The sequence below is a fragment of the Teredinibacter turnerae T7901 genome, assembly GCF_000023025.1.
Taxonomy (GTDB): domain Bacteria; phylum Pseudomonadota; class Gammaproteobacteria; order Pseudomonadales; family Cellvibrionaceae; genus Teredinibacter; species Teredinibacter turnerae_B.
The window spans coordinates 470,215-493,178 of the sequence record NC_012997.1; the positions used below are offsets into that span (position 1 = coordinate 470,215).

At 53.3% G+C, this 22,964-nt stretch carries 16 protein-coding genes; 8 read left to right on the forward strand and 8 right to left on the reverse strand.

What is annotated here, in order from left to right; translation table 11 throughout:
* Positions 1-100: 100 nt before the first annotated feature.
* Positions 101-1,876 (reverse strand): SLC13 family permease, encoded by a 1,776-nt coding sequence (locus TERTU_RS02015; protein WP_015816783.1) that lies wholly within the window; start codon positions 1,874-1,876, stop codon positions 101-103.
* Positions 1,877-2,612: 736 nt separating this feature from the next.
* On the opposite strand from TERTU_RS02015, the gene TERTU_RS02025 reads away from it, so the two are divergent.
* From TERTU_RS02025 to TERTU_RS02035, 3 genes are all read left to right on the forward strand, one after another.
* Positions 2,613-4,247, forward strand: coding sequence for a BCCT family transporter (locus TERTU_RS02025; RefSeq protein ID WP_228378239.1), 1,635 nt, complete (start codon positions 2,613-2,615; stop codon positions 4,245-4,247).
* A gap of 57 nt (positions 4,248-4,304) precedes the next feature.
* Entirely contained in the window at positions 4,305-5,456 is a 1,152-nt protein-coding gene (locus tag TERTU_RS02030) for a helix-turn-helix domain-containing protein (RefSeq protein ID WP_015819281.1), read from the forward strand.
* A gap of 92 nt (positions 5,457-5,548) precedes the next feature.
* Positions 5,549-6,607, forward strand: a complete 1,059-nt coding sequence (locus tag TERTU_RS02035) for an alpha/beta hydrolase (RefSeq protein ID WP_015818605.1) — start codon at positions 5,549-5,551, stop codon at positions 6,605-6,607.
* Between the two features lie 197 nt (positions 6,608-6,804).
* Here TERTU_RS02035 and TERTU_RS02040 read toward each other — a convergent pair whose 3' ends face one another.
* Genes TERTU_RS02040 through TERTU_RS02050 form a run of 3 tightly spaced genes read right to left on the reverse strand, consistent with a single transcriptional unit; the run spans position 6,805 to position 10,168 of the window.
* Entirely contained in the window at positions 6,805-7,596 is a 792-nt protein-coding gene (locus TERTU_RS02040; protein WP_015818154.1) for an RMD1 family protein, read from the reverse strand.
* Positions 7,597-7,606: 10 nt separating this feature from the next.
* Entirely contained in the window at positions 7,607-8,716 is a 1,110-nt protein-coding gene (locus TERTU_RS02045) for a GNAT family N-acetyltransferase/peptidase C39 family protein (RefSeq protein ID WP_015820849.1), read from the reverse strand.
* A gap of 3 nt (positions 8,717-8,719) precedes the next feature.
* Positions 8,720-10,168, reverse strand: a complete 1,449-nt coding sequence (locus tag TERTU_RS02050) for a RimK family protein (protein WP_015819233.1) — start codon at positions 10,166-10,168, stop codon at positions 8,720-8,722.
* A 338-nt stretch (positions 10,169-10,506) separates the two neighbouring features.
* Between TERTU_RS02050 and TERTU_RS02055 the strand changes: the two genes are divergently transcribed.
* From TERTU_RS02055 to TERTU_RS02065, 3 genes are all read left to right on the forward strand, one after another.
* Positions 10,507-11,691 (forward strand): WD40/YVTN/BNR-like repeat-containing protein, encoded by a 1,185-nt coding sequence (locus TERTU_RS02055; RefSeq protein ID WP_015818319.1) that lies wholly within the window; start codon positions 10,507-10,509, stop codon positions 11,689-11,691.
* Positions 11,692-11,696: 5 nt separating this feature from the next.
* Positions 11,697-11,975 (forward strand): MoaD/ThiS family protein, encoded by a 279-nt coding sequence (locus TERTU_RS02060; RefSeq protein ID WP_228378240.1) that lies wholly within the window; start codon positions 11,697-11,699, stop codon positions 11,973-11,975.
* Between the two features lie 387 nt (positions 11,976-12,362).
* Entirely contained in the window at positions 12,363-15,464 is a 3,102-nt protein-coding gene (locus tag TERTU_RS02065; RefSeq protein ID WP_015820226.1) for a di-heme oxidoredictase family protein, read from the forward strand.
* A gap of 144 nt (positions 15,465-15,608) precedes the next feature.
* Here the strand turns inward: TERTU_RS02065 and TERTU_RS02070 are convergent, their stop codons facing one another.
* Together TERTU_RS02070 and norR are read right to left on the reverse strand one after the other, a co-directional pair.
* On the reverse strand, positions 15,609-16,607 hold the full coding sequence (locus TERTU_RS02070) for a homoserine dehydrogenase (protein ID WP_015820722.1): 999 nt from the start codon (positions 16,605-16,607) through the stop codon (positions 15,609-15,611).
* Positions 16,608-16,773: 166 nt separating this feature from the next.
* Positions 16,774-18,312, reverse strand: coding sequence for a nitric oxide reductase transcriptional regulator NorR (gene norR, locus TERTU_RS02075; protein ID WP_015819323.1), 1,539 nt, complete (start codon positions 18,310-18,312; stop codon positions 16,774-16,776).
* 253 nt (positions 18,313-18,565) lie between these two features.
* On the opposite strand from norR, the gene hmpA reads away from it, so the two are divergent.
* Entirely contained in the window at positions 18,566-19,753 is a 1,188-nt protein-coding gene (gene hmpA / locus TERTU_RS02080) for an NO-inducible flavohemoprotein (protein WP_015819760.1), read from the forward strand.
* A gap of 279 nt (positions 19,754-20,032) precedes the next feature.
* Positions 20,033-20,659 carry a flavin reductase family protein gene (locus TERTU_RS02085; protein WP_015819187.1) on the forward strand — a complete coding sequence of 209 codons (627 nt, stop codon included), beginning with the start codon at positions 20,033-20,035 and terminating at the stop codon, positions 20,657-20,659.
* Positions 20,660-20,753: 94 nt separating this feature from the next.
* Here TERTU_RS02085 and TERTU_RS02090 read toward each other — a convergent pair whose 3' ends face one another.
* Positions 20,754-21,725, reverse strand: coding sequence for a hypothetical protein (locus TERTU_RS02090; protein WP_015819637.1), 972 nt, complete (start codon positions 21,723-21,725; stop codon positions 20,754-20,756).
* 623 nt (positions 21,726-22,348) lie between these two features.
* Entirely contained in the window at positions 22,349-22,576 is a 228-nt protein-coding gene (locus TERTU_RS21660) for a hypothetical protein (protein WP_143876267.1), read from the reverse strand.
* Positions 22,577-22,964: the final 388 nt, after the last annotated feature.

Sequence of the window (22,964 nt, forward strand, 5' to 3'; positions counted from 1 at the left end):
TCAAAGTAATCGGATAGCCACGTGAACAGTATAGGGTTTGAGTATACGCAGTGGCCGCGAGTTCAGATTGTAAGTGAACCCGCGCCTGTCCGAATATCATTTAAGGGTACAAGGGGTAGCCGAGCAACAGCAAGCTGAGGGTTGCGGTGGCGACGAACAGCATCATCGGCAGGCCAACGCGGGTAAAGTCACTGAAGCGGTAGCCGCCGGGGCCAAATACCATCAAGTTGGTTTGGTACCCCAGGGGTGTGACAAAACTGGCAGAGGCGGCGATCATCAGCGCGAGAATAAAGGGCTCGTTGTTCAGTCCGGCCTTTTCCGTCATCTCCAGCACAATAGGCAGCATGATTACGGCCGCCGCGTTGTTGGTAATGGTTTCGGTGAGCAGGGCCACCACGAAATAGGTGAGCACCAGCATCAGCCAGGCGTGGCCGAAACTGAAGGTGACAATCGCCTCAGCAATGTAGGTGGCGACCCCGGTTTTTTGCAGTGCTGCGCCGAGCGAGAAGGATGCCGCAATGGTGACGATAACCGGCAGATCGAGACTGCGTTCCGCCTGATTGACGGAGCAGCAGCGGGTAACAATCATCAGTCCCGCGCCAATCAAAGACGCGTCCAGCATGCTCAGCAAGCCCAGCCCGGCTGCGGCGACAACGCCAACCAGAATGGCCCAGGCGATATAGGCGCGCTCGTGGCGTGGCGCGTCCTCGTTAAGGTCGTTAATCAGCAAAAAATCTTTGGCGTAGCGCTGGCGGGAGACAAACGCCGGGCGCGCTTCCAGCAAAAGGGTATCACCGGCGGCCAGTTTGATGGTTCCCAAATTGCCCTTCACCCGTTCGCCGCCGCGCGCCACGGCCAGCACGGCCGCACCATAGCGGTCGCGAAAGCGCGCGTCGCGTATGGCTTTGCCCACCGCCGCGCAATGGGGTGACACCACGGCTTCCACCAAACGGCGCTCGGCGCGGTCCACTTCTAAGGGCGCGCTGTGGCCATTTTCCCGCGAGGGCACAATGCCATTAATGCGCAGCAAATCGGAGATTGCCTGGGTATCGCCAGCAAACACCAGGCGGTCGTTGCTCTGCAGAATCTCCTGCGAAGGCACCGCCGTCACAATAGTGCCCTGACGTTCGATTTCCACCAGATAAATTCTCTGCAGGTTGCGCAACCCAGCCTCTGCGACGGTTTTGCCCACCAGCGGGCCATTGGGAGCAACAGCTACCTCCAGGGTGAATTCGCGCAGGTTGGCAAAAGCCTGCTTTTTACTGCGGTCGGGCAACCAGTGGGGAAAAAACAACCACATAAATGCAAGCCCCAGCAATGCCACCGGCAGCCCCACCGGGGTGATGGCGAATAGCGAAAAGCCCGGTTCGCCGGTCAGTGCCTGGTACTGGCCATTCACTACCAGGTTTGTACTGGTGCCAATGAGGGTAAGGGTGCCGCCGAGAATTGCGGTGTAGCTCAGTGGAATCATCAGTTTGGACGCGGGAATTTTGATTTTGCGCGCCCACGCGTGTACTGCCGGAATCATGGTGGCCACCACCGGGGTGTTGTTCAAAAAACCGCTCAACAACACGATAGGGGCGAAAATACGTGCGAGCGCACCGCGCGTGGTGGTCGGCGTGCCCAGCACATTGTTGACGAGCATATCGACCCCGCCCGAGTGATGCACTCCACAGGCGATAATAAACATGGCCGCCACGGTAATCAGCCCCGGGTTGCTGAAGCCCGACAGGGCTTCACTGCCAGTGAGTATGCCGAGGCTGCTCAACGCGGTGAGTACGGCCATCATGACCAGGTGGGGTTTTATGCGGGTGAGTACCAGTAACAACAGGCTTGTTCCGGTGAGAAGGAGAGTAAACCAGCCCTGCCAATCCACAAATAGGTTCCAAATTCCAATGAGAAGAACGTTCGTTATGCAATTTTATGGCCGCAAGCGCGCGAAAGCATCTAGTCGCTGACGGCGGGCTATTCTAAACCCTTGGCTGCCGTGCGGCATTGCGTGAATGTGGGTATTTTTGAGTTGCCTGGGGCGGCGCGGTGTAAGAAATCTCGATAGGCGTCGCTGTTACTGGGCCTTTATTTTGTGGCGTCTATTTGTTTTATATCGCACAAGTGATGTTGTTTTAGGTGATATTTGCCTCGGATTTGGGGTGTGGGTCGAAAAAAATCCTCAATTTTGCTAAGGTCGCGCTGCAATTTATATCTTCATTGCGCTACCTGTAGCTTGCACCTCTTCCGGTGATTCACCGACTTTTCGGGAAGGCCCTGGCTTTTCCTCGAGCTTCACAGCGCCTTTGGCAAAACCTGCATAAAGGATACTGTACCGTGTTAAATCGCGATTTATTTTTAGCGAACCCGCTGACGTTTTCCCATCTTGAACCCCGAAACCTGGCGGAGGGCAGCCCCTTTGCCCGCGGACCGTCGTCCTTTCTCGGCTAACCTTTAACTGAACCCGCGGTTGCATGGGTTTGCGTGCAACTGTGTGCTCTGCCGTCGGGGAAAAGGTTATTGCCAGGGGTGTGGTCACCCTAGGCTGACAGTTATTTACGGTGCTTTACACGCTTTCCCGAGTAAACGGTGTTTTTACTCATCAATTTAAAACAGAAATTATTATGTCGAAAACTGAGCTGCAAGCCTTGCGCGATCAGTACGATACGGATTTTGAAGTGGGCCAGGATAATATTCAGGCCATGGGTATGGATTTACACAACCCGGTATTTTTTATCAGCGCGATTCTGATTATTGGTTTCGTGCTTGCCACACTACTGTTTCCAACCCAATCTGCTGATTTTCTCGGCGGCGCGAAAAGCTGGACCATCAACACCTTCGACTGGCTGTTTATGGCGTCCGGCAATATTTTTGTGGTCTTTTGTCTGGCGCTGATCGTGCTGCCCGTTGGCAAGTTGCGACTGGGCGGCAAAGATGCCACTCCCGACTTTTCCACCCCGTCCTGGTTTGCCATGCTGTTTGCCGCTGGCATGGGCATTGGCTTGATGTTTTGGAGCGTGGCGGAGCCTATCGCCTATTACACCGATTGGTACGGTACCCCGTTTAATACCGAACCGGAAACCCAGGCCGCGGCCCGGATGGCGATGGGGGCAACCATGTTTCACTGGGGGTTGCACCCCTGGTCGATATACGCGGTGGTGGCGCTGTCGCTGGCGTTTTTCTCTTTCAGCAAAGGTATGCCGTTTACAATTCGCTCTGTGTTTTACCCGATTTTCGGCGAGCGCGTGTGGGGTTGGGTAGGTCACTTTATCGATATTCTTGCAGTGCTGGCGACTATTTTTGGGCTGGCAACCTCCCTCGGTCTCGGCGCAAAACAGGCCGCTGGCGGGCTGCATTTTCTGTTTGGCATTGGCAATGATGTCAGCACCCAAATCGCGATTGTTATCGGCGTTACTCTGGTGGCGATCTTCAGTGTGGTGCGCGGTGTGGATGGTGGCGTTAAATTGCTCAGCAATATCAATATCGGTATGGCGCTGTTGTTGTTTGCGTTTGTGTTTATTGCCGGGCCAACATTGCATCTACTGGGCTGGATTGGCACCACTCTATGGAGTTATGCCGCGAATATTTTGCCGCTGAGCAACTGGCTGGGGCGGGACGATCAATCCTGGTTGCACGGCTGGACGGTGTTCTACTGGGCCTGGTGGATCTCCTGGTCGCCGTTTGTCGGGATGTTTATCGCGCGCATTTCGCGCGGTCGCACTGTGCGCGAATTTTTGGTGGCGGTGCTGCTGGTTCCTTGCCTGGTGACGGTGATCTGGATGGGAGTGTTTGGCGGTGCCGCGCTAGAGCAAAGCATCAACGGCGTCGGCGAGTTGGCCGATGGGATCAGCCGCGTATCCCTGTCGATGTTTCAAATGCTGGAGCAACTGCCCTTAACCGAAATCTCCAGCTTCCTCGGTATTGTGCTGGTGCTGACCTTTTTTGTGACCTCGTCGGATTCGGGCTCGCTGGTAATCGACAGCATTACAGCAGGCGGCAAGCTGGATGCGCCGGTGCCGCAGCGTATCTTCTGGGCCAGCATGGAGGGATTGATTGCTGGTACGCTGCTGTTTGGCGGCGGCAAGCAGGCGCTCGATGCATTGCAGGCGGGCGCCATCTCCACCGGTTTGCCGTTTACTCTGGTACTGTTACTGATGTGTGTGAGCCTGTACAAAGGGTTGCATCACGAATTAGCGCTCACACGGTTGGAGAAAAAAGTGCGCCATGCTGAGCGCCGCAATGCGGATCAATCGGGGTAGTCCAACACAGCCGTTGTGAGATCCAAGCGCTGCAGCCAGAAATTAACAGGAGTTGACGTGGGCGATATCAGTGCGGTTATCTATTTTCTCGGGGCACCGCTGGTGGCCCTGGCGCTGGTTCTGGCGGGTTTGCGCAGCGCCTTCGCAAACGCTACCTTGGGGCGAGCGCAACTGTGGCTGGCGGGTATTCTGGTGGTGCAGTTGTGCCTTGAGGTATTAGTAAACGCCGAACGCGCCCCGGCTAAGGCGCTTTGGCTGGGTCTCTTATTGGCCAGCGCTCATCTACTTGGCCCGCTGCTGTTGCTGGCGTTCAAACGAGCGGATGTGTTGCGGCGGTGGGATATCTGGCTTGCGGTTGCGGGCATGGTTGCGGTATTGCCGTTGGTGTACACCACCCAGCTTCAGTCCACGTACAGCGGTTCGCGGATATTCAGCAGTGGCTACTGGCTGTGGGTCAATTGTCTCGATGGGGCCAGTCTGCTGCTTTTTCTCTGCCACTGGCCAACCTGTGTTTACCGGATTCGCTGCGATCTTGCGGCGCCGACCAGTGTTCAAAGCTGGTTGCGCAGCGGCGCGCAGGACGCCAGTGCGTTTAATCAGGTGTTAGTGGCGCTCTTGTGTGTGCAGTGGTTGCTGGCGTTAGTCAAACTGCTGCACTGCCTCACTCTGGGCCCACCTACACTGGTCAGCATGTTGATGTCCTGGGGCCAGGTAGCGATGCTGTTGGGGCTGCTGCTTTTGCTGCTGGCGAAACCGCAAGTCGGCATCAAGCCCGTTGCGAAGTCTAAGAAGTATGGGCGCTATCAAAAGTATAAAAAGTCCGGCCTGGTCGATGCGGACAAACAACGCATTGCCGAGCGTATTCAGCAGGTGATGGCTGATCCGCGCTGGGTCGCATCGCCCACCCGCAAGCTGGATCACCTGGCCACTGCTGCGCGAGCGAGTGAGCACTATTGTTCACAGGTTATAAATGAACTATTCGATTGTAGCTTTTTCGAACTGCTCAACCGCGCGCGCGTTAAACTGGCCAGTGAGCGGCTTGTGGCATCGCCAGAGTGCACGATATTGGACGTCGCGCTGGCTTCCGGGTTTAACAGCAAATCCACCTTCAACGCCGCGTTTAAACGTTACCTGGGTTGTACTCCCAGTGAATATCGCCGTGCAAACACCGTCAAATCCTCTCTTCAGGCGTACGAGCCGACCCGCTGAGTCGCCATGTGCTTAGCCCCTGCGCATGATCCGGTTCGCCATTTGGCAAACCGTTTATGACTATTCATTGAAGACCGTGCAGGGGGTTTACTATGCGCAAGGCGTACTTGGGGTTGTTTCTGTGTTTTATCTTTTGTTTATTGTCGGGTGCGGCGAGTGCCGGAGAAATTATTGATCGCACCTTGCGATCGCGAATTTTGGGGGGTGAGCATTTAGGCTACGACCCGCAGCGCCACATCAAACTCTACCTGCCCTCCGGCTACGCCACTTCCGGTAAGCGTTATCCGGTGCTTTATCATTTTCACGGTTTATTCTGGAGCAACACACAGGCATTCGCCGATGGCAATTTGCAGCGCACCCTGGACTTCGCTATGGCGCAGGGAATTATTCCAGAATTTATCTGGGTTGCTGGAGACTTTACCACGGCCGGGGCGGGCGCTTTCTTTGAAAACAGCGCACAGGCGGGGCGTTGGCTGGACCATGTGGTGGAAGAGCTGGTGCCCTATGTGGACAGCCATTTTCGCACGCTTGCCACACGGGAGGCACGCGGCCTGCTCGGCGAATTCACGGGTGCCTATGGCGCATTAAAAATCGCGATGTACCACCCTGAGCTGGCCGCCAGCGTCTACGCGATGCACCCGGTGGGCACCGGCCTGGGATGGGTGCCCATGTCGCAGCGGGATTTCTGGTCGCGGCTGTTGACGGCGAGAGACCCGGCAGGCGTCCCCGATGGTTTCGAGTCGGTATTCCTGGCCATGGCACAGGCGTATCTTCCGCGCCCGGACAAACCCCCCTTTTACGCAGACTTTATCGTGCGTAACAGCGACGGCGAGATAGTCGTGGACAGCAAAAACTTTCACACTCTGCGCACGCGTTTTTTGTTGGACACGCAGATTCCCGCCGCTGCCGAAAACCTGAAACAGTTACAGGGTATTAAGTTGGATTGGGGTCGTTACGATAGCAATCAGGATCACGTGCTGGCCAACCAGAACTTTGTGCGCTTGCTGGAAGACTACGGCATCGAGCACGAAGCGGAGGAGTATCGGGGAAACGGCCACGATCACTGGACCAATGGCCGGGTATTGCGCGATGTACTGCCGTTCTTTGCGCGCATGTTTGCGGCAGGCGGCAAAGGCTCGTCCGCTGGTTAGTTACTTGGCAATAAAAATTGCGAAGTTAATGGGCGGGGCAGGGGGGCCCGCCATTGCCCGATGAGCAATGTAAGCCATAGAACTATCAGAAAATTCACACACTTTCGTGAGTGTTTCAAATACGCGCGATCAATGAGATAGGATCATCTATTTGACCGCCGATTGATCGCCGGGTTAATTGATTGCCGGGTCCATAGTTAAAGAAAATACACCACAATATCGACAGCAATTAACACGATAATTATCCACTCCAGAAATGCCGAGTGTTTGTGGTGTTGCTCGGCAGCCAGCATATCGAGCAATTCGTGAATGGTGCCGAGCTTCTTGTTCATAATTTCGATGCGCGGTGCCAGATCTAAATATTTCGCCAAACGCAAATAGCCCGCTTCCAGTTCCGGGTAGTCCCAGAAAAATTCTGGTGTATCCAGCAAGTTAAAATGCAGGGTAATGTCACTGCTTGTATCGAATAAAACACCGCGCAGTTTCGCCAGTTCGCGGCGGCTTAACGGCACCTTGCCGGTGGCGGCAAGTTGCTTGGAAATATGAGCGTTGCGCTGAATAACCTGCTGTGCGGCATCTTCAAAAAATCCGAGTTTGGCCGACTGCGCAAAAGCGTGGCTCAATCCCAGGCGGGTGAGCTGTTCCTGATCCGGAATACTTAACATATCGTGCTGCACACTGAACGGCTGGCCGGAATCAACGGTGTAGGAGTAATGTTCGGTGAGCGAATTCGCCGACGGATCTTCAATAATGTCTTCGAGATCGTTGACCAGTTGCTGGCGCAAATCTTCCGGTAAATCCCAACCTACCAGTACCCCGTAGTCGAACAACCAGGCTTCCCCGGCGACGGTTCTGATGGCGTAGGCATCGCGGTAACGCACAGCGCCGAGTTTTTCAATCAACACTTCTTCGCGCCGCTCGGTATCAATGCTGCGCCCCAGCAGGGCGATGGTAATGCGTTTAATGGCGGAACTGCTTTGTGTGCTCATAGCGAACCTGTTAATGGGTTGCCGGGCGAATAGCCACAGCGGTGCGCAGCCGATTGCTGCCGAAGGCGGTCATGCGGGCGAAGTCTTCTCTTGCGATAGGGACGTGCTGGCAGTCAATCGCCAATTGGGTTTTGGTGTCTAAATCCGGGTCGTGCAAATAAAAACACTGGTCGTCGACACCGGTTACCACGACCCAGTGCGGCGCTTTTTTGCCATCCAGGCGATAGGTGCTGATTAACACCACGACCGCGAAGCCATTTTGCAGCCAGTCTTCCACCGTATCCTGGCTCACTTCAGCGTAGTTCACCGCGACACCTTCGGCCGCGCACTGAGTGACAAAGTGGTTGTGTACCACCGCCATGATGGATTTTTTGTGGTCGCTGCGGACCCCGTCCAAAAACAGCGGTTGGTCGTTGTTAATCCACGCCTGCACCTCAAATTCACGGCGTCGCGCGGCCAGTGCCAGGCCAAGCGGGTGACAACCACCGTGGCCGGAGGTCATAAAAATAGTGGTCGCCTCACGCCAGATATCCAGCTCCATTGTTTGGCTGCATTCAACACCTTTAGCAAAGCTCGCCATCGCCATCATCAGGCTGGCCGGTCCGCAACTGAATTCTGTGGTTTGCTGATACCAGGGGGTGGAATGTTGCGCGCCTTCCTGCGACAGCGTGCGGATTTGCTTTTGCATCCGCAAAGCATCGGTATGGTCGTCGTAGTAATCGCTGTACTCGCCAAAAATGCGGTAGTCCCGCGCCTGGTAAAGTGCAATTGCGCGGGTATTGTTTTTCGCCACTTCCAGGCGCATGTACAAACGCCCGCGCTCCGCGGCATTCTGTTCCAGACGGGCGAGCAGTCGCGACGCCAAACCCGCGCCACGCGCCTCGGGCGATACCGCGAGTGAATAGAGCCGCGCGAGGCGGGTGCCCTTGTGGTGCCACACCAGGCCATAAGCGAGAATGACGCCGCTGTGCTCGGCGACTAAAAGCGTACTTTGCGACGCCTGGATAAAATGGCGAAAGCTGCGTTTGCTCAGGCGATCGTTACTGAAGCAGGCCTGCTCGAGGGCGAGCAGCGCGTTTAAGTCGCCGAGCTGAGCCCGGCGAATATCGGTGGTGTCCACCCGTTAGCGACCTCGCAGTTCTAGGCGACGGGAAAACTCGGACATAATCTGCATGTAAAGCTCATCGCCCAGATATTTATCTTCAACGCCATGGTCCAAGCTGGGGTTGTCGTTCACTTCCAACACGTAGGCTTTGCCGTCCACTTCTTTTATGTCGATACCGTAGAGGCCCTGGCCAACCACCGCGGCAGCTTTAAGCGCAGCAGTGAGTACTTTGCGCGGCACTTCAAACGTGGCGAGCGCATCAAAGCCGCCACTGAAATGCCGCTTGTTGCCGTGGTTGTAGATCTGCCAGTGGTTGCGCGCCATATAGTAGCGACACGCATAGAGTGCGCGGCCATTGAGCACGCCGATACGCCAGTCGAATTCGGTAAACAAAAATTCCTGAGCCAACACCAGTGCCGATTCGGCTAACAATTTGCGGCAGACCTGCTCCAGTTCTTCCGGCGAACTCACTTTAAATACACCGCGCGAAAACGAGCCTTCCGGCATTTTTAACACCAGCGGAAAACCAAAGCGCGCCTGCAGGCCTTCCAGGGTTTCGCGGTTTGCATCGCTGACAAACTCGGTGCGCAGGCTGGGCACTTTTTTGTAATTGAACGCGTCGTGCAGGTACACCTTGTTACAGCAGCGCAAAATGGATTCCGGGTCGTCCATCACCACCAGACCAGACTCTTCGGCTTCGCGCGCGAGCCGGTACGTGTGGTGGTCTATCGCGGTGGTTTCGCGAATAAACAAGCCGTCGTACTGGTTCAAGCTGCCAATGTCGGCGGCGGTGACCTGCTGAATGCGAATGCCCAGTTTTTTACCGGCGCTGATAAATCGGCTTAGCGCACCTTTATCGCTAGGGGGTACGGCTTCGTTTTCGTCGACCAGCATGGCCATTTCCCAGCGATACTTTTTACTGGCGCCGCGCTTGCGCCAGCTCTGGCGCGCGTAGCTGGCAAGTACATCCTGCGCGAAGCGTTGCTCGGCTTCGCTTAAACTGGCGAGGCTCACCCGGGTGACGTGCGCTTTAAGCCCAGACGCTTCGCGGCTAAGAACCATGCGCAGCAACGGCGCTGAAAACTCTTCGAATGCGCGCTGTGCCAGTTTTTTTAAGCGGACATCGGCCACTTCACCCATACACACAAGATGTGCGCCGGTAATTTCATCCGCAGACACATCTTTGCCCAGCACCTTGTCGTTAAACCACAGGCCGCCAACGCCGCTGGCGCGTAAATTATTGATCACTTTTACGCTTGGCAACACATCGTGCTGACGCGCTTCCGCCAGCAGCGAGCAATAGTAGCCCTGGCTCAGGTAACGACTGGTATCACACAGGTTAATGACCCGCAGGCGAGGTTCGTTGAGCTTGGGATAGTCTTTTAAGTAGGTGTCGAAGGTCACGGCATTTTCGGGCACCAGGGCGAGCGATGCGGTATCTTCAACAACAAAAAGTGATGTGATCATAGGGTGTCCAGTGGCGGGAGGTGGCACATCCACCCGGGCTTGGACAAGAACAGTCGGGCGCCGGACAAACGTGGAAAATTTTCGTGCGATATACGCTTAATTCTAGTGTTAAGCAAGCGCTTTTTATTGGTGTGGCGTTATTTTTTTCGCACCGGTTTGCCAGGTAATTTACGGAATAAACAGCCCAGAAAACATGGCAGAAAAATCTATCTGTCCGTGGTAATTTTCAGCGGGTTTGATGATGCAAGATTGTCGAACGTTCCCGTATAGTGAGTGGCATCCAACAGGACATCCAATAGGACATCCAACAGGACACCCAACAGGAAAGGAACCTCATAATGTCGAACCTACTTATATTAGGCACCCGCAAGGGCACGGTTATTATCGATCGGCAAGCGCAAGGCTGGGTAGTGCGGCCGATTGAGCATGCGGGTATTCCAATTTGTTACGCTGCCCGCGACCCGCGTGACGGCACACTTTGGGCATCGCAGGATAACGGTCATTGGGGCGCAAAGCTTTCGCGCTCCAAAGACAATGGGGCCAGTTGGGAAGATCTTTCCTCCTTAAAATACCCGGAGGGAGCGCGCCACATTACACAACGGCCACCGCTGCCAGACGACAGCGAAACCGATTCGCAAGTAGAACTGGCTTATCAAGGCGCCAGCGTCTACAAAATCTGGAACATCACCTTTGGCACCGCCGAGCAGCCGAACCGTATTTATGCGGGCACTATTCCCGGCGGTCTGTTTGTGAGCGACGACGGGGGTGACACCTGGGCGCTGAATCGTCCCTTGTGGAATCACGAGAGCCGCGGCGGTGATTTATTTGCTGGCGATGCCACCAGTCAGAACCACTGGATGGGAACGCCCGCCAGTATGGATTACGGTATTTTTGAACCGGGCATCCATTCTATTGTGGCCGACCCGAGCGACAGTGCACATCTATACGTCGCCGTTTCGACGGCGGGGGTGCTGGAATCGCGCGACGGTGGTCAAACCTGGCAGGGGCGCAACAAAGGTATGGTGATGGATTATTTGCCCGATGGCGAAGCTGACTGGGGGCACGACCCCCATTTCGTGACAGCGTGTAAAGGCGCACCACAATATTTGTGGCAACAAAATCATTGCGGCGTGTTTTTCAGTGACGATGGCGCAGCCAGCTGGCGAAAAGTGAGTGATACCGACAGTGGTGTCCACTTCGGGTTTCCCGTTGCAGTGGATGATACCGATGGTCGTACCGCCTGGGTGGTGCCCGCGCGCGCCGACTCTCATCGTATGGCTATCGACGGTGGCATCTATGTTGCGCGTACCACCGACGGCGGTGAAACCTGGCAAAGCCTGCGCACCGGGCTTCCACAGCAACATGCGCACGATATAGTGTTGCGACATGCGCTGGATGTGTCTGGCGATATGCTGTGTTTTGGCAGTACTACCGGCAACGTATATTTATCGGAAAATCGGGGGGATAGCTGGGAGTGCCTTGGTCACAATTTTCCGCCGGTTTACTCCGTGCGTTTTGGGTAAGCGCTGTGCCCAAGGTAACCATGACCAGCCATTTGTATCGCTTTTTCCCTGCGTTGGAAGGGCTGGAGATTAGGGTGAGCGCAGGCTCCGTGGCTGATGCTTTAGCAGAGTTGAATCAGCTAGCGCCGAATTTCAGTGATTATATCCTCGACGACACCGGTGCCTTGCGCCGGCATGTTAATCTTTGTATCAACAACGAGCTTATTGTCGACCGCAAAAAATTGAGCGATCAGCTTGGCGACGAGGACACACTCTATATTTTTCAGGCGCTGACCGGTGGATAACGTTTGTCGGTATTTAGGTTAAGGTACTAGGTTCAGCTAGCGGTAACAGGCGTTAGTAGTAACAGGCCCTAGCGAAAAGATTATTTTGTACGCTGCTGCGTGCGGGAATTCTCGTCACTATGCGACAAAATTTGTCGCCTTCTTTTCATCTGCTTTTTGTTCTACGGAACCAGCGCACATTTTATTTTCATCCGAATTTTTATTTTTTTCTCCGACGGATGGTAAATGTAAAAACTCGTAAAAAATTCAAAAAAAATCGTGAGACACTCCTCAGTATTCTAAGCCACTAAAACGGCTGGTTCGTTTTTTGCCATTGTTTATTCCCAAAATGCAGGTGAACGGTTCAATCGCCAACCTCTACTGATTAAAAAAATTTTGGGGAATCCTATGGACAATTTTTTAATTCGCATGTCGACGCGCAAGCGTTCGCTGGTGCAGACATGCGTCGCTGTACCTTTATTAACGTTTTTATTGGCCAGCTGTGGCGGTGCAGGGAGCGACCTTGATTCGTCACCGAATACACCACCAGCAGTGGGCAACGGCAACAATAATGATGGAAATAATAACAACGGCGGCACGGTTGACGATAACATTGGAAACGACGAAGCGGACTCTTCGGGCGACGAAGCGGATTCTTCCGGTGATGAAACTGAAGCGCCTGTTGATGAAACATCAGAGCCCGACGAAAATGATAATGGTCAAAGCGCGGGTGGTGTCGATGAATTACCCGAGCCTGAATTTGAAGCGCCGCCAACGCGCGACGAAGTGTCTTTACCCTCCAATGATGCGCCGGTAAATCCGGCACCAGGTAGCGAATTACGTCTGCCGGGCGATTATCAATTTAATGGTCCGGGCCAGATTATTAGTGGCGTTACCGCAACATCCTCTGCTACCCGCAATAACAATGCGACTGCCGCAAAAGCGGTGGACGGCGATATGTCGACCCGCTGGGAAAGTGAGTGGGAAGACGATGCCTGGATTCAATTTGATTTCGGCGAGAAAACCGCCGTCGGTTCGATGAAATTAAGCTGGGAAAATGCCCACGCAGACCAGTATGCAATTACGATTTCCGACGATGGCGAAAACTGGTATCAAATAAGGTACGTTAACAACTCCCCGGGTGGTACTGAACAGTTTTTTAACTTGAGCATGAATGCGCGCTATTTGCGTTTGAACGGTGTTGAGCGTTCGAGCCAATACGGTTACTCCCTGTACGAAGCGGAATTTAAAACACCAGGTACCGACAACGCCATGCCGGTACTAAATACCTCCTACGCCAGCCTGCCCATGAGCGGCGAAGGTCGCGAGCCGCTGCCCGCACCTGAAAATCCAATTGAAATGGTGCGCTTTACTTTAGCCGACGGCACTTTAGTTACCCGCTTTGGTATGGTTGGTCGTTCACGACACGCGCGTGAGCGCGGAGAAGATTGGGGCGAAATCGGCTACGGTGAAAACGAAACCGTTGATGCGGCCGGTAACCCTGTTGATAAAGCACCAGGTGCGCACCTTAACTTTGTGGCGAATTATTTTAAAAATCGTACTTGGGGTGTAGAGCTGATCGATAACACCAATGTTGCTGGAGTGACCAAGCCTAAAATTATTGTTAACCAGTATTTCCAGCAGCGTCAGAAAGGCGGCGGGCACGCATTTGTACGCCGTTTCGACGATCCTAATGTTACCGGCTTTGGCTGGATGAGCCCCGGCGATTTGCTGGACGATTCCACCTACCTCACTGATGGCGCCCCCTGCCCGGTAATGCCCAAACCACCGGAGGGCGCGCTGTTAAATCCTAATTCCGGTTACAACGGCGTAATTGGTGCAAACGACGGTTGTAGTGTGGTGTTTGATACCTACCCTGGCCACCGGGCGATTGCCGCCAACAGCGACGGCGTTATGGTACCCACCAATCAGCCTGTGCAAGCGCGCAAACTGGTAGCGGGCGACGTGATTGAATTTACCAGCTCGTTCTTCTCAACCCGCGCCGCCATGGACGAAGTTGGCGATAGCGGTGCTTTCCGGTATTACACCAACGAATTGACCTACGTGATGGGAGAGGGTTTGCGCCCCTGGTACGGTGTACAGCCTCGTCTAATGAACGAGCCGTTGCCGATGGCAACGCTGCAAGGCGGGCTGGGCTCGGTGTCTTACGATTATGCTGACAACAGTGAATTTATTTTTCAGCAGCCACACAACAATATCGGCATGCAGAATATGCAGCGCTTTGTTGAAGGCCGTCGTTGGATTCACACCAACCTGTGGACCGGTGAACACAACGAAAACGGCAACGACCGCAACGACGATGGCATGGGCTTGCAGGGGCCGCACTTTAACCAGTCGTCCTGTTTTGGTTGCCACATCAATAACGGCCGCAGCTTTGCACCTACCGCAATAAATCAGCGCCTGGATACCATGGCCGTGCGCGTTGGTTCGGTAGCGGCTAATGGCCAATATTTGCCCCACCCGGTTTACGGTCACGCGCTGCAAATGAATTCACGCTCGCCGGTTACAGGCAAAAGTGAAAACTGGGGCAATGGTGTTTGGGTTTCCGGTTTCGAAACTAAAAACGTTTCACTGGCCGATGGCACAGTCGTCGAGCTGCGCAAGCCGCAGGTGTCTTTTGAGGGGCCGACACCGGAGGTTTATTCCCTGCGTTCTGCACAGCCGATGATTGGTATGGGCTTGCTCGAGGCAATTTCCGATGAAGAAATTTTGTCTCGCGCACGTAGAACACCGGATGAAGACGGCGTGATGGGGCGTGCGAACTACAATTACGATCCAGAAACCGGCGATGTACGCCTTGGCCGCTACGGTTGGAAAGCATCGAAAGTGAGCCTGCGCCATCAGGTGGCGAATGCTGCATTATTGGATATGTCGGTGACCTCGCCCATGTACCCCAATCGCGATTGTTTGGCGGGGCCTGAGCGTTGTAATACGCAATCCGGTACTGATGCTGGTTTGAGTGAGGATGCACTGGAATTGATGACCAACTACCTGAACCTGCTCGCGGTACCTGCGCAGCGCAGTGTTGTCAGTGGTTTCCCCAATGGTGTTGCACCGCTGTCGTACCTGGATGTGAACCCTGCAAAAATTGCTGCGGGTGAAACTGTATTCGAGGAAATTCGTTGCAGTGCCTGCCATGTGAGCAGTATTAAAACCAGCAAGCGTTCGCAGTTCGACGAAGTACGCGAGCAGTTTATTAAGCCGTATACCGATATGCTGTTGCACGATATGGGCGATGATCTTGCAGATAACTTTGAAGAAGGTTTGGCCAAAGGCAGCATGTGGCGTACCTCCGCCTTATGGGGTATTGGTTACACCAAAGACGTTGCTGGCGATGTACCCGTAGGTTACCTCCACGACAGCCGCGCCCGTACGCTGACAGAGGCGATTGTTTGGCACGGCGGTGAAGCGGAAACCAGTAAGCAGCGGTTTGTAAACCTGTCGCGGGAAGATCGCGAAGCGCTGTTGGCGTTCCTCGGCTCGCTCTAAGGAAGAGCTAGGGAATCCAATGCCTGAAAAATAAAAAGAAATTGGCCGATAAATAAATAGGCCGATCAGTAACAAGGCCAGCGAGAAATCGCTGGCCTTTTTTGTGATGACCACACAGCCCCCCTAATATTGGCGAACACTGTATTAGAGGCGAACAATTTGCGCGAGATCTTCCATTGCGGCGGCGATAGTGGCATCGCGACTGGAAGAACCGCCGGCCAATATAGTTTCGCCAAACTCCCGCGTGAAAATCCGCAGGGCTTTATCTCTTGCATTCAATCTGGCGAGCGTGTCTGTGTTGTTTAGGTATTGAAGTTGGACTGCTGCATTAATACCGCTGGTGGTACGCGCTACGCTTCCGATCAGCCGCGGGGTTTTTCCCTCGGCGCAGGCCGTGGCAATATCCTCCGGGCTGACGCTCTCGATACCAGAAACTGACATATCCGCCAGTGTTAATTGGGTGCGGAATGCGGTATTGGCAATAATGAGCAGTTTACATGCGGTATCTTTGCCGTTGAGATCGTTCGTCGGGTCTGGTTCTGTCATCCCCAGCGCCTGTGCCTCAGTTAATGCTTCGGTGAGCGAGCACCGCTGCGATTGCATCTTGTCGAGAATAAAACTGGTGGTTCCGGTAAGTACACCCTCGATTTTTTCGATAGTGGCGTTGGCAAATGCGCGCTCTAATAAATCGATTGCCGGTAATCCGCTCGCAGTAGCGCAGCGGTATTTAATTGCAACACCTTGCTTACGCGCTTTCTCTAATAGCTGTGTGCCGTGCAGTAACATCGCGCCTTTCGAAATAAAAATAACATGCAGGCCCCGCGCAATAGCTGCGTCGGCATAGCTCAGCCCGGGTTCGCCAGTGATATAGTCGGACGGCCCTGCCTCCACCAAAATATCCGCATCCACCTGCTGGACAAAATTGCGTCCAGCTAAATCCGGCGTGAAAGCGCTTTGCTCCGCTATTTTTTTCGGTGACAGGCCTGCTGTATCCAATAGGCCGCCGCGTGAGTTACATACCCCTGTTACGCGCAGCCGTACGCCGTGCTTTTGTTCAAATGCATCTGCCTGTTCATAAATTGCATCCAATAGTGCCCTGCCTATGTTGCCAGCGCCTGCAATAGCGATTTTGATAGTTTTCATAACGTCATGTGGTTGATTTGAGTCGACTTGCATGTGTATTCACAAGGTGAAGATGATGGTAAATTTTAGTTCGCTCTGTATTCACTGGGCATTCATTGAGTATTGATTAAAAGCACCTTGTCTGCAGCTTTGGTTGTTGCGCGACTGCAGTCGAACGGTGTGCTTTTTAACTGCGTATTCCCAAGCGTTTCATTAATCGTAATAAGTTGCTGCGATCAACCGCCAGGGAGCGTGCTGCTGCGGCAATGTTACCGCCCGTTTCGACTAGTGCCTGGGTGATAAGATTCCGCTGAAATTGCTGCATCTGCCTGGCGAGTGAGTCCTGGACTTGTACACCTGCGATCGCTGCGTTGTTACTGAGTTCGCTGTTGCTGGTTGCGGTGCTGTCGTCCAGGCTCAAATCAATCGCGTCGATAACAACAATTGCACCTGGCAACGATTTACGGCTCGCGCGAAGAGCGGCGCGGCTCAGCACGTGTTCCAGTTCGCGTACGTTGCCCGGCCAGCTGTGTTGCATCAGTGCAGTCCGCGCGGCTGCGGAGAGCACCAGTTTTTGAATTTTCAGGCGCTGCTGATCCCGTTCCAGAAAATATTCCGCGAGGTGCAACACATCCCGCTGGCGGTCACGCAGTGGCGGCACGGTAATAGGGAACACGCTCAAGCGGTGAAAAAGGTCTGCCCGAAATCGCCCCTGCTCAACCTCCGCCTCGAGATCGCGATTGGTGGCTGCGATAATGCGCACGTTGACTTGCACCGGGTGATCGCTACCGATGCGTTGCACTTCGCCTTCCTGAATAGCGCGCAGCAATTTAGCCTGCAAATTCAGGGGTAATTCACCCACCTCATCTAAAAACAAGGTGCCGCCATCAGCCAGTTCAAAGCGACCGGCACGTTCGCCGTTGGCGCCACTGAAAGCGCCGCGCGTGTGGCCGAACAATTCGGCTTCGGCCAGATTCTCTGGCAGCGCAGCGCAATTGAGCTTTACCAGCGGTTGGTTGAAGCGGTCCGAGTTAAGGTGAAGGCGTCGTGCGATTAACTCTTTGCCGACGCCGGTTTCTCCGGCAATAAGTACGGCCAGTGGCGTTGGCGCAACCATATCAACGTCGGCCAATATTTTTTGCATACCGGCGCTGGTACCGGTTATTTCCGACAGTGCCAATTCTTTATTGAGCTGCGCCGTAGCCGCGTGGCCGCGATTTACCTGCTGTTGTAACTGATGAATACGCTCTGCTGCGGTTACCACTGCACGAGTCAAACTGATTGCCAAAGTTTGCCGCTGTGGGTCCACAGATTCGAATTGATCCGCCTGCACTGCATCTAACGTGATAACCCCCCAGGGCTTGTCGTCGATGTAAATCGACATACCCATGCAATCGTGAATATGAACATGTTCACTTGTTGCAAGCAGCAGGCCGTCGTAAGGGTCTGGCAGTTCTGAATCGGCAGGAAACCGCACCAGTTGCTCGCTGTAGAGAATCGATTTGAGTCGAGGGTGGTGTTCGATGGTGAATCGGCGGCCGCGAACTTCCTCGCGCAGGCCGAGAAACGCGACTGGCTGCAGGCTGTCGTTCACCAGTCGCAACAATCCAATAGCGTCGCACGGGATCGTCTGACGAATGGCGTGAAGCAATCGGCGATAGCGCGCTTCCGCAGGCAGGTCGCGGCTAAGATCTTCTATAACGCTTAAATAGTGTTCCAGAGGCATGTGGTCAAAACTACCACGTATGCAGTCTGAATAACAGCGCGACTTGCTGTGTCATAAAGACATCAACAGGTAATAAAACAAATAAAAACAACAGGTTAGTGTTTGGTATGTGAATTGATTAGCACCCCGGGTGTATACGCTGAACGCGATAGGCGAATGGTGCTTTCATCGTTGCCTCCACCGGCGCCTCCAGACCCTCGCATGCCGCTATTCGGCGTAGTACCAACCCCCAAATAACCCAAGGTGTGAACCCATGTTAACTCCATCTCAAATGGCTATTGTAAAAGCTACAGCGCCCTTAGTTGGCGAGAAGGCTGGTGATATAACCGCCCATTTTTATCCGATGATGTTTGCGCGATACCCGCAGGTGATACAGCTTTTTAACCAAACCCACCAACGTAAGGGCAGTCAGCCACAGGCACTTGCGAAAGCACTGGTTGCCTATGCCACCCATATCGATCAGCTAGCGGCACTTGGCGATGCGGTTGCGATGATTGCCAACAAACATTGCTCGTTAAATATTCAACCGGAACACTACCCGATTGTAGGTGAGTGTTTGCTGGAATCAATCGCCGCGGTATTGGGGGAGAGCGTAACCGCTGAGGTTGCCGATGCCTGGTCGGCGGCCTATAAACAGCTTGCCGATATTTTAATGTCGGCAGAGGAGCATCTTTACCAAAACAACAGTTTGCGCCAGGGCGGCTGGCGTGGCGAGCGGGCTTTTCGTATAGCGCGTATAGATACGGAAAGTGCGGTGATAAAATCGTTTTACCTGGTACCGGCTGCAGGTGAGCAGGTAATTGATTTTTCGGCTGGGCAGTACATTGGTCTGGTAATAACCGTAAACGGTGAAAGTGTGCGGCGCAATTACAGTTTGTCCGAAGCGCCGGGCAAGGTCGGCTTGCGAATCTCGGTAAAGCGCGAGGAGGGCGGCCTGGTATCCGACTACCTGCATCAGCAGGCAAAAGTAGGTGATACCCTGATGCTCACCCCGCCTGCGGGTACCTTTACCCTGGGCCATAGCGCGGTGTCGCAAGAGAGACCGTTGCTGTTTGTGACCGGTGGTGTGGGCATTACTCCTGCGATAAGCATGCTCAACGATTGCGTGCATAACGGCCGCCCCATTACCTTTATTCACGCGGCTGTTAACAGCGACCATCATGCGTTTGATGTGCACCTTAAAGCGTTAGCGAAAACCCATAGAAACCTGAATTACTACGTGATTTATGAAAAACCGCTGGAGGAGGATACGCCGGACGCGATGGGCTTTATCGACCGGGAAATACTCAGCCGATTTGTGCCAGCGAGTGGTGACGTCGACCTGTATTTTCTCGGGCCAAAGCCATTTATGCGCTGTGTTAAAGGCCTGGCTGCAGAACTCGGCATTCCGCATGAGCAGTGCTTTTTCGAGTTTTTTGGGCCGGTGGAGGAGTTGGCCTAGACCAAAACCACGTTTAGGTTGCAGTGATCTCACGGACTTTTTTGATTAGGCGACGAGCTTCTAACCACTAGAGAGTTACTATTGGTTGGAAGCCGTAAGACTTGTTTATTGCTCTGCATCGTGACTCCTCCCAATAAGATTGTCCTATGTGGAACGTCCAGTTCGTACCTTACTCTGGTTGGAGCACCCTCAGTTTTTTTAGGTTATTCTGCCGCGATCGTAACAGTCGTCTGCTTACCGGATTTATGTCGGTCTAGATTAGAAGGAGAATCAACGTCAATGCATCTCAATTTTTCGGAGCTTAGCCCGCTGCAACGCTACCTCACAATTGTACAAACCGTCACGCCGCGCCCAATCGCCTGGATTTTAAGTGACAGTGGGGAAGGGCGTTTTAATCTCGCCCCCTACTCGTTTTTCACCGCGATTTGTGCCGATCCACCTTTACTGCTGGTGTCGGTGGGTAAAAAGCTCGCTGGCAAAGAAGCGGGGCAGGTAAAAGATACGAGTATTAATATTCGGGAACGCAAAGAATTTGTGGTGCATATTGCCAGTACAGCGCAAGCTGAGGCCCTGAACCAGTCTGCCGCGACCTTGGATCACGCAATTTCGGAGGTGGATACGTTGGGTTTGGCTACGGCTGAATTGCCTGGCTTTCGCCTGCCGAGAATCGCTGATTGTTCCGTCGCTTTCGGGTGCACCTTGTATCGCTTGGACGAAGTCGGCAACGCGCCGCAATCGGTGATTTACGGCGAGATTACCCACGCGTATATTGCGCCGGACGTGATCAGTAACGCGGATACCGTGCCGCCGGGGATAGATCCACAAAAGCTGGACCCGCTCGCCAAATTAGGTGGGCCGCTCTACACCGGCTTGGGGGACATTCTCAATTTGCCACGCCCAGAATAAAAGTCGAGCGCGGAGAGGGGGAAGGATGTCAGTAAAAAAATGAGCGCGGCGCTCGACGCTTGGGAATCTATAAGCTGTCGCCGCGCTGGGTATATTAAATCGGTACGCAATAGCTGCCGAATGGCAGGATAATCAATTTTTCTCCCGCATCACAAGGCGATTCCGGGTCTGCTGCTGCGCGCATAACTTCGCGGATCGCCACATCCAAACCTTCCAGATTTGGCCCTACGTATTTAATATCACCGTCGGTGGCTTCCGCCAGAATTTCAGCCGGATTTTCCGAAGCGCTGGAGCCTACCGCCATCAACGAGTAATTTAACGCGTCCCCGGTTTGCATGTCGTAGCTAAATGGCATCGCTGCAAAACCGAAGGTGCTGGCGAGCATGCCGGGGAGCGGCTCGTTGGCAGGTACGAACGTGAAAAATCGTGTATTACATTCGTTCTCGATGGTGTCCACCACTTCGGCGAGAGTGGCTGGTCGGTTGACCACACCTGGGTCCGGGTAGCTTAAATCTTCTGGATAATTGTGATACACCAGCGGGCTGGTGAAATGGAAAATCAGCGTCATCTCTGTCGCTGGCAGTGGTTTAACAAATCCCATATTGCTGGGCGGAATGTCACCATTATCCAGGTAAGATCCGTTGTTGTTCAGGTCATAGCCTGCACCAGAACACGCCTGGTAAATGGCTTCCAGTTGCGATTCCGGGGTATCGCCACCGTAGCCACTGACCAACCCATTAACCGCTGCAGAAAATACGGCAGTGTTGGTCGTAAGCTGTTGTTCCAGTTTGTACGCATATTCCCCGGCCGCCGCGTGGCCGTTCATTGGGAAGTCCAAGTGAGACGCTAACCCAAAACGGGCGCCAGGATACACTGCAGTTAATTCATTAAGCGTTTCCGCAGACGTAATTTCCGCTTTCCAGTCATCAATTAATGGTTGGGTGCTGCCGGTAGTATCAATGATATAAATAATATTGGTAGCGGCACTCGCGGTCGCAACACCGAGGCTTGCCAGAATGCCTGCAGCGCATTGCAACAACCGTTTATGTGATAGAAAATTTTTCATAGAGTCACCCTTTGGTTTGCAGGAAAATGTTGTGTGTGTGAGAAAGTGCTAAACCTGTTCTCTAAGCTGATTCGCAGGTCAAAAAAGTCCCTGGTAATTGAGCGTAGAGAAATAGTGAAAATTTGCAGCGACAACCCTGTCGTTATTATTTTTCGACATGCCACATAAAAGCTGAAATGGCTTTCGGGCGCGAGTTTACAATCTCGTTCGCTGGGATGCGTAGAATGAATAGAAATATGAATTTCGATGACTTCAGGTTGCAGACAAAAAAACAATTACCTTAGTGTCAGGTTGTCGACCAGGATGTAAATCGATTTGAAGTTTATTCTTGTTTTAAAACGTATTAGTTGTGTGAATTTTGTAATTTTTTGGTTCCGTTTTAATTGAAAAATTGATTGGATGGCCGCGAAGGTAACTATCTGGCAGTAAATTATTTCTCTATTTTTATATATAAATTACGGCTAATTTCTCGAGAGAAATATGGGGTGCTTGAGTTTGATCGGAAGCTACACCGCGACATAAATCCGGTCGTTATTACAATAAAAGTAACTGGAAAAACACATATCGCTTAATTGCATATGTATGTCTGGTCAATATGGCAGAACCGCCCAATATCAGCGCCCTTAGGTTGGTGGGTTTCGATGCTTTATTGTAAGCAGGTTTTGTTGGGGCGTTTCTAAAGCAGGTTGAGAGTTATCGTTTATCCGTCTAAATTCACTTCCGCTTTTTTTGGAGTGACGCAATGTAGCCTGAACCAATGCTCTTCCCATGAAGCCCAGCTCGCCTGCAACTTTTGCATCTTCTTCCTCAATTGCGAGCGCTTCATCGATGAGCTTGGAGATATCAGGCACTGTTTAGTTACCTACAGGTCCCGTGGCCACCATACTGGGCGGCACGTAATTCACCGGGCCTAGCGCGAAATTGGAGGCGTCGGTAATATCCAATGTTTTTGAAGGTCGCGTGGTTACAGAGGGCCTCCGCTACTTCTCTGCTCTTCGAGCCAGGCGTGAAAAGCGGATTCTGGGAATAGTCGTCTCTGGCCAATTTTCACGGATGGTGGCATTGGTTCACCTCTACAATGCTGGTTTCTTAGCCCGCCAGTTGACATGCAAAGAAGCGAGGTCACTTGCTCGTAGGTGAGGTATCGCTCTTGTTTTTGAGTATCCATCGTTACTCCAAATGGCATTAAATTGCATGGAGTGATAGTGGATGATTGACTCTGGGTGAGGGACCTTAAGG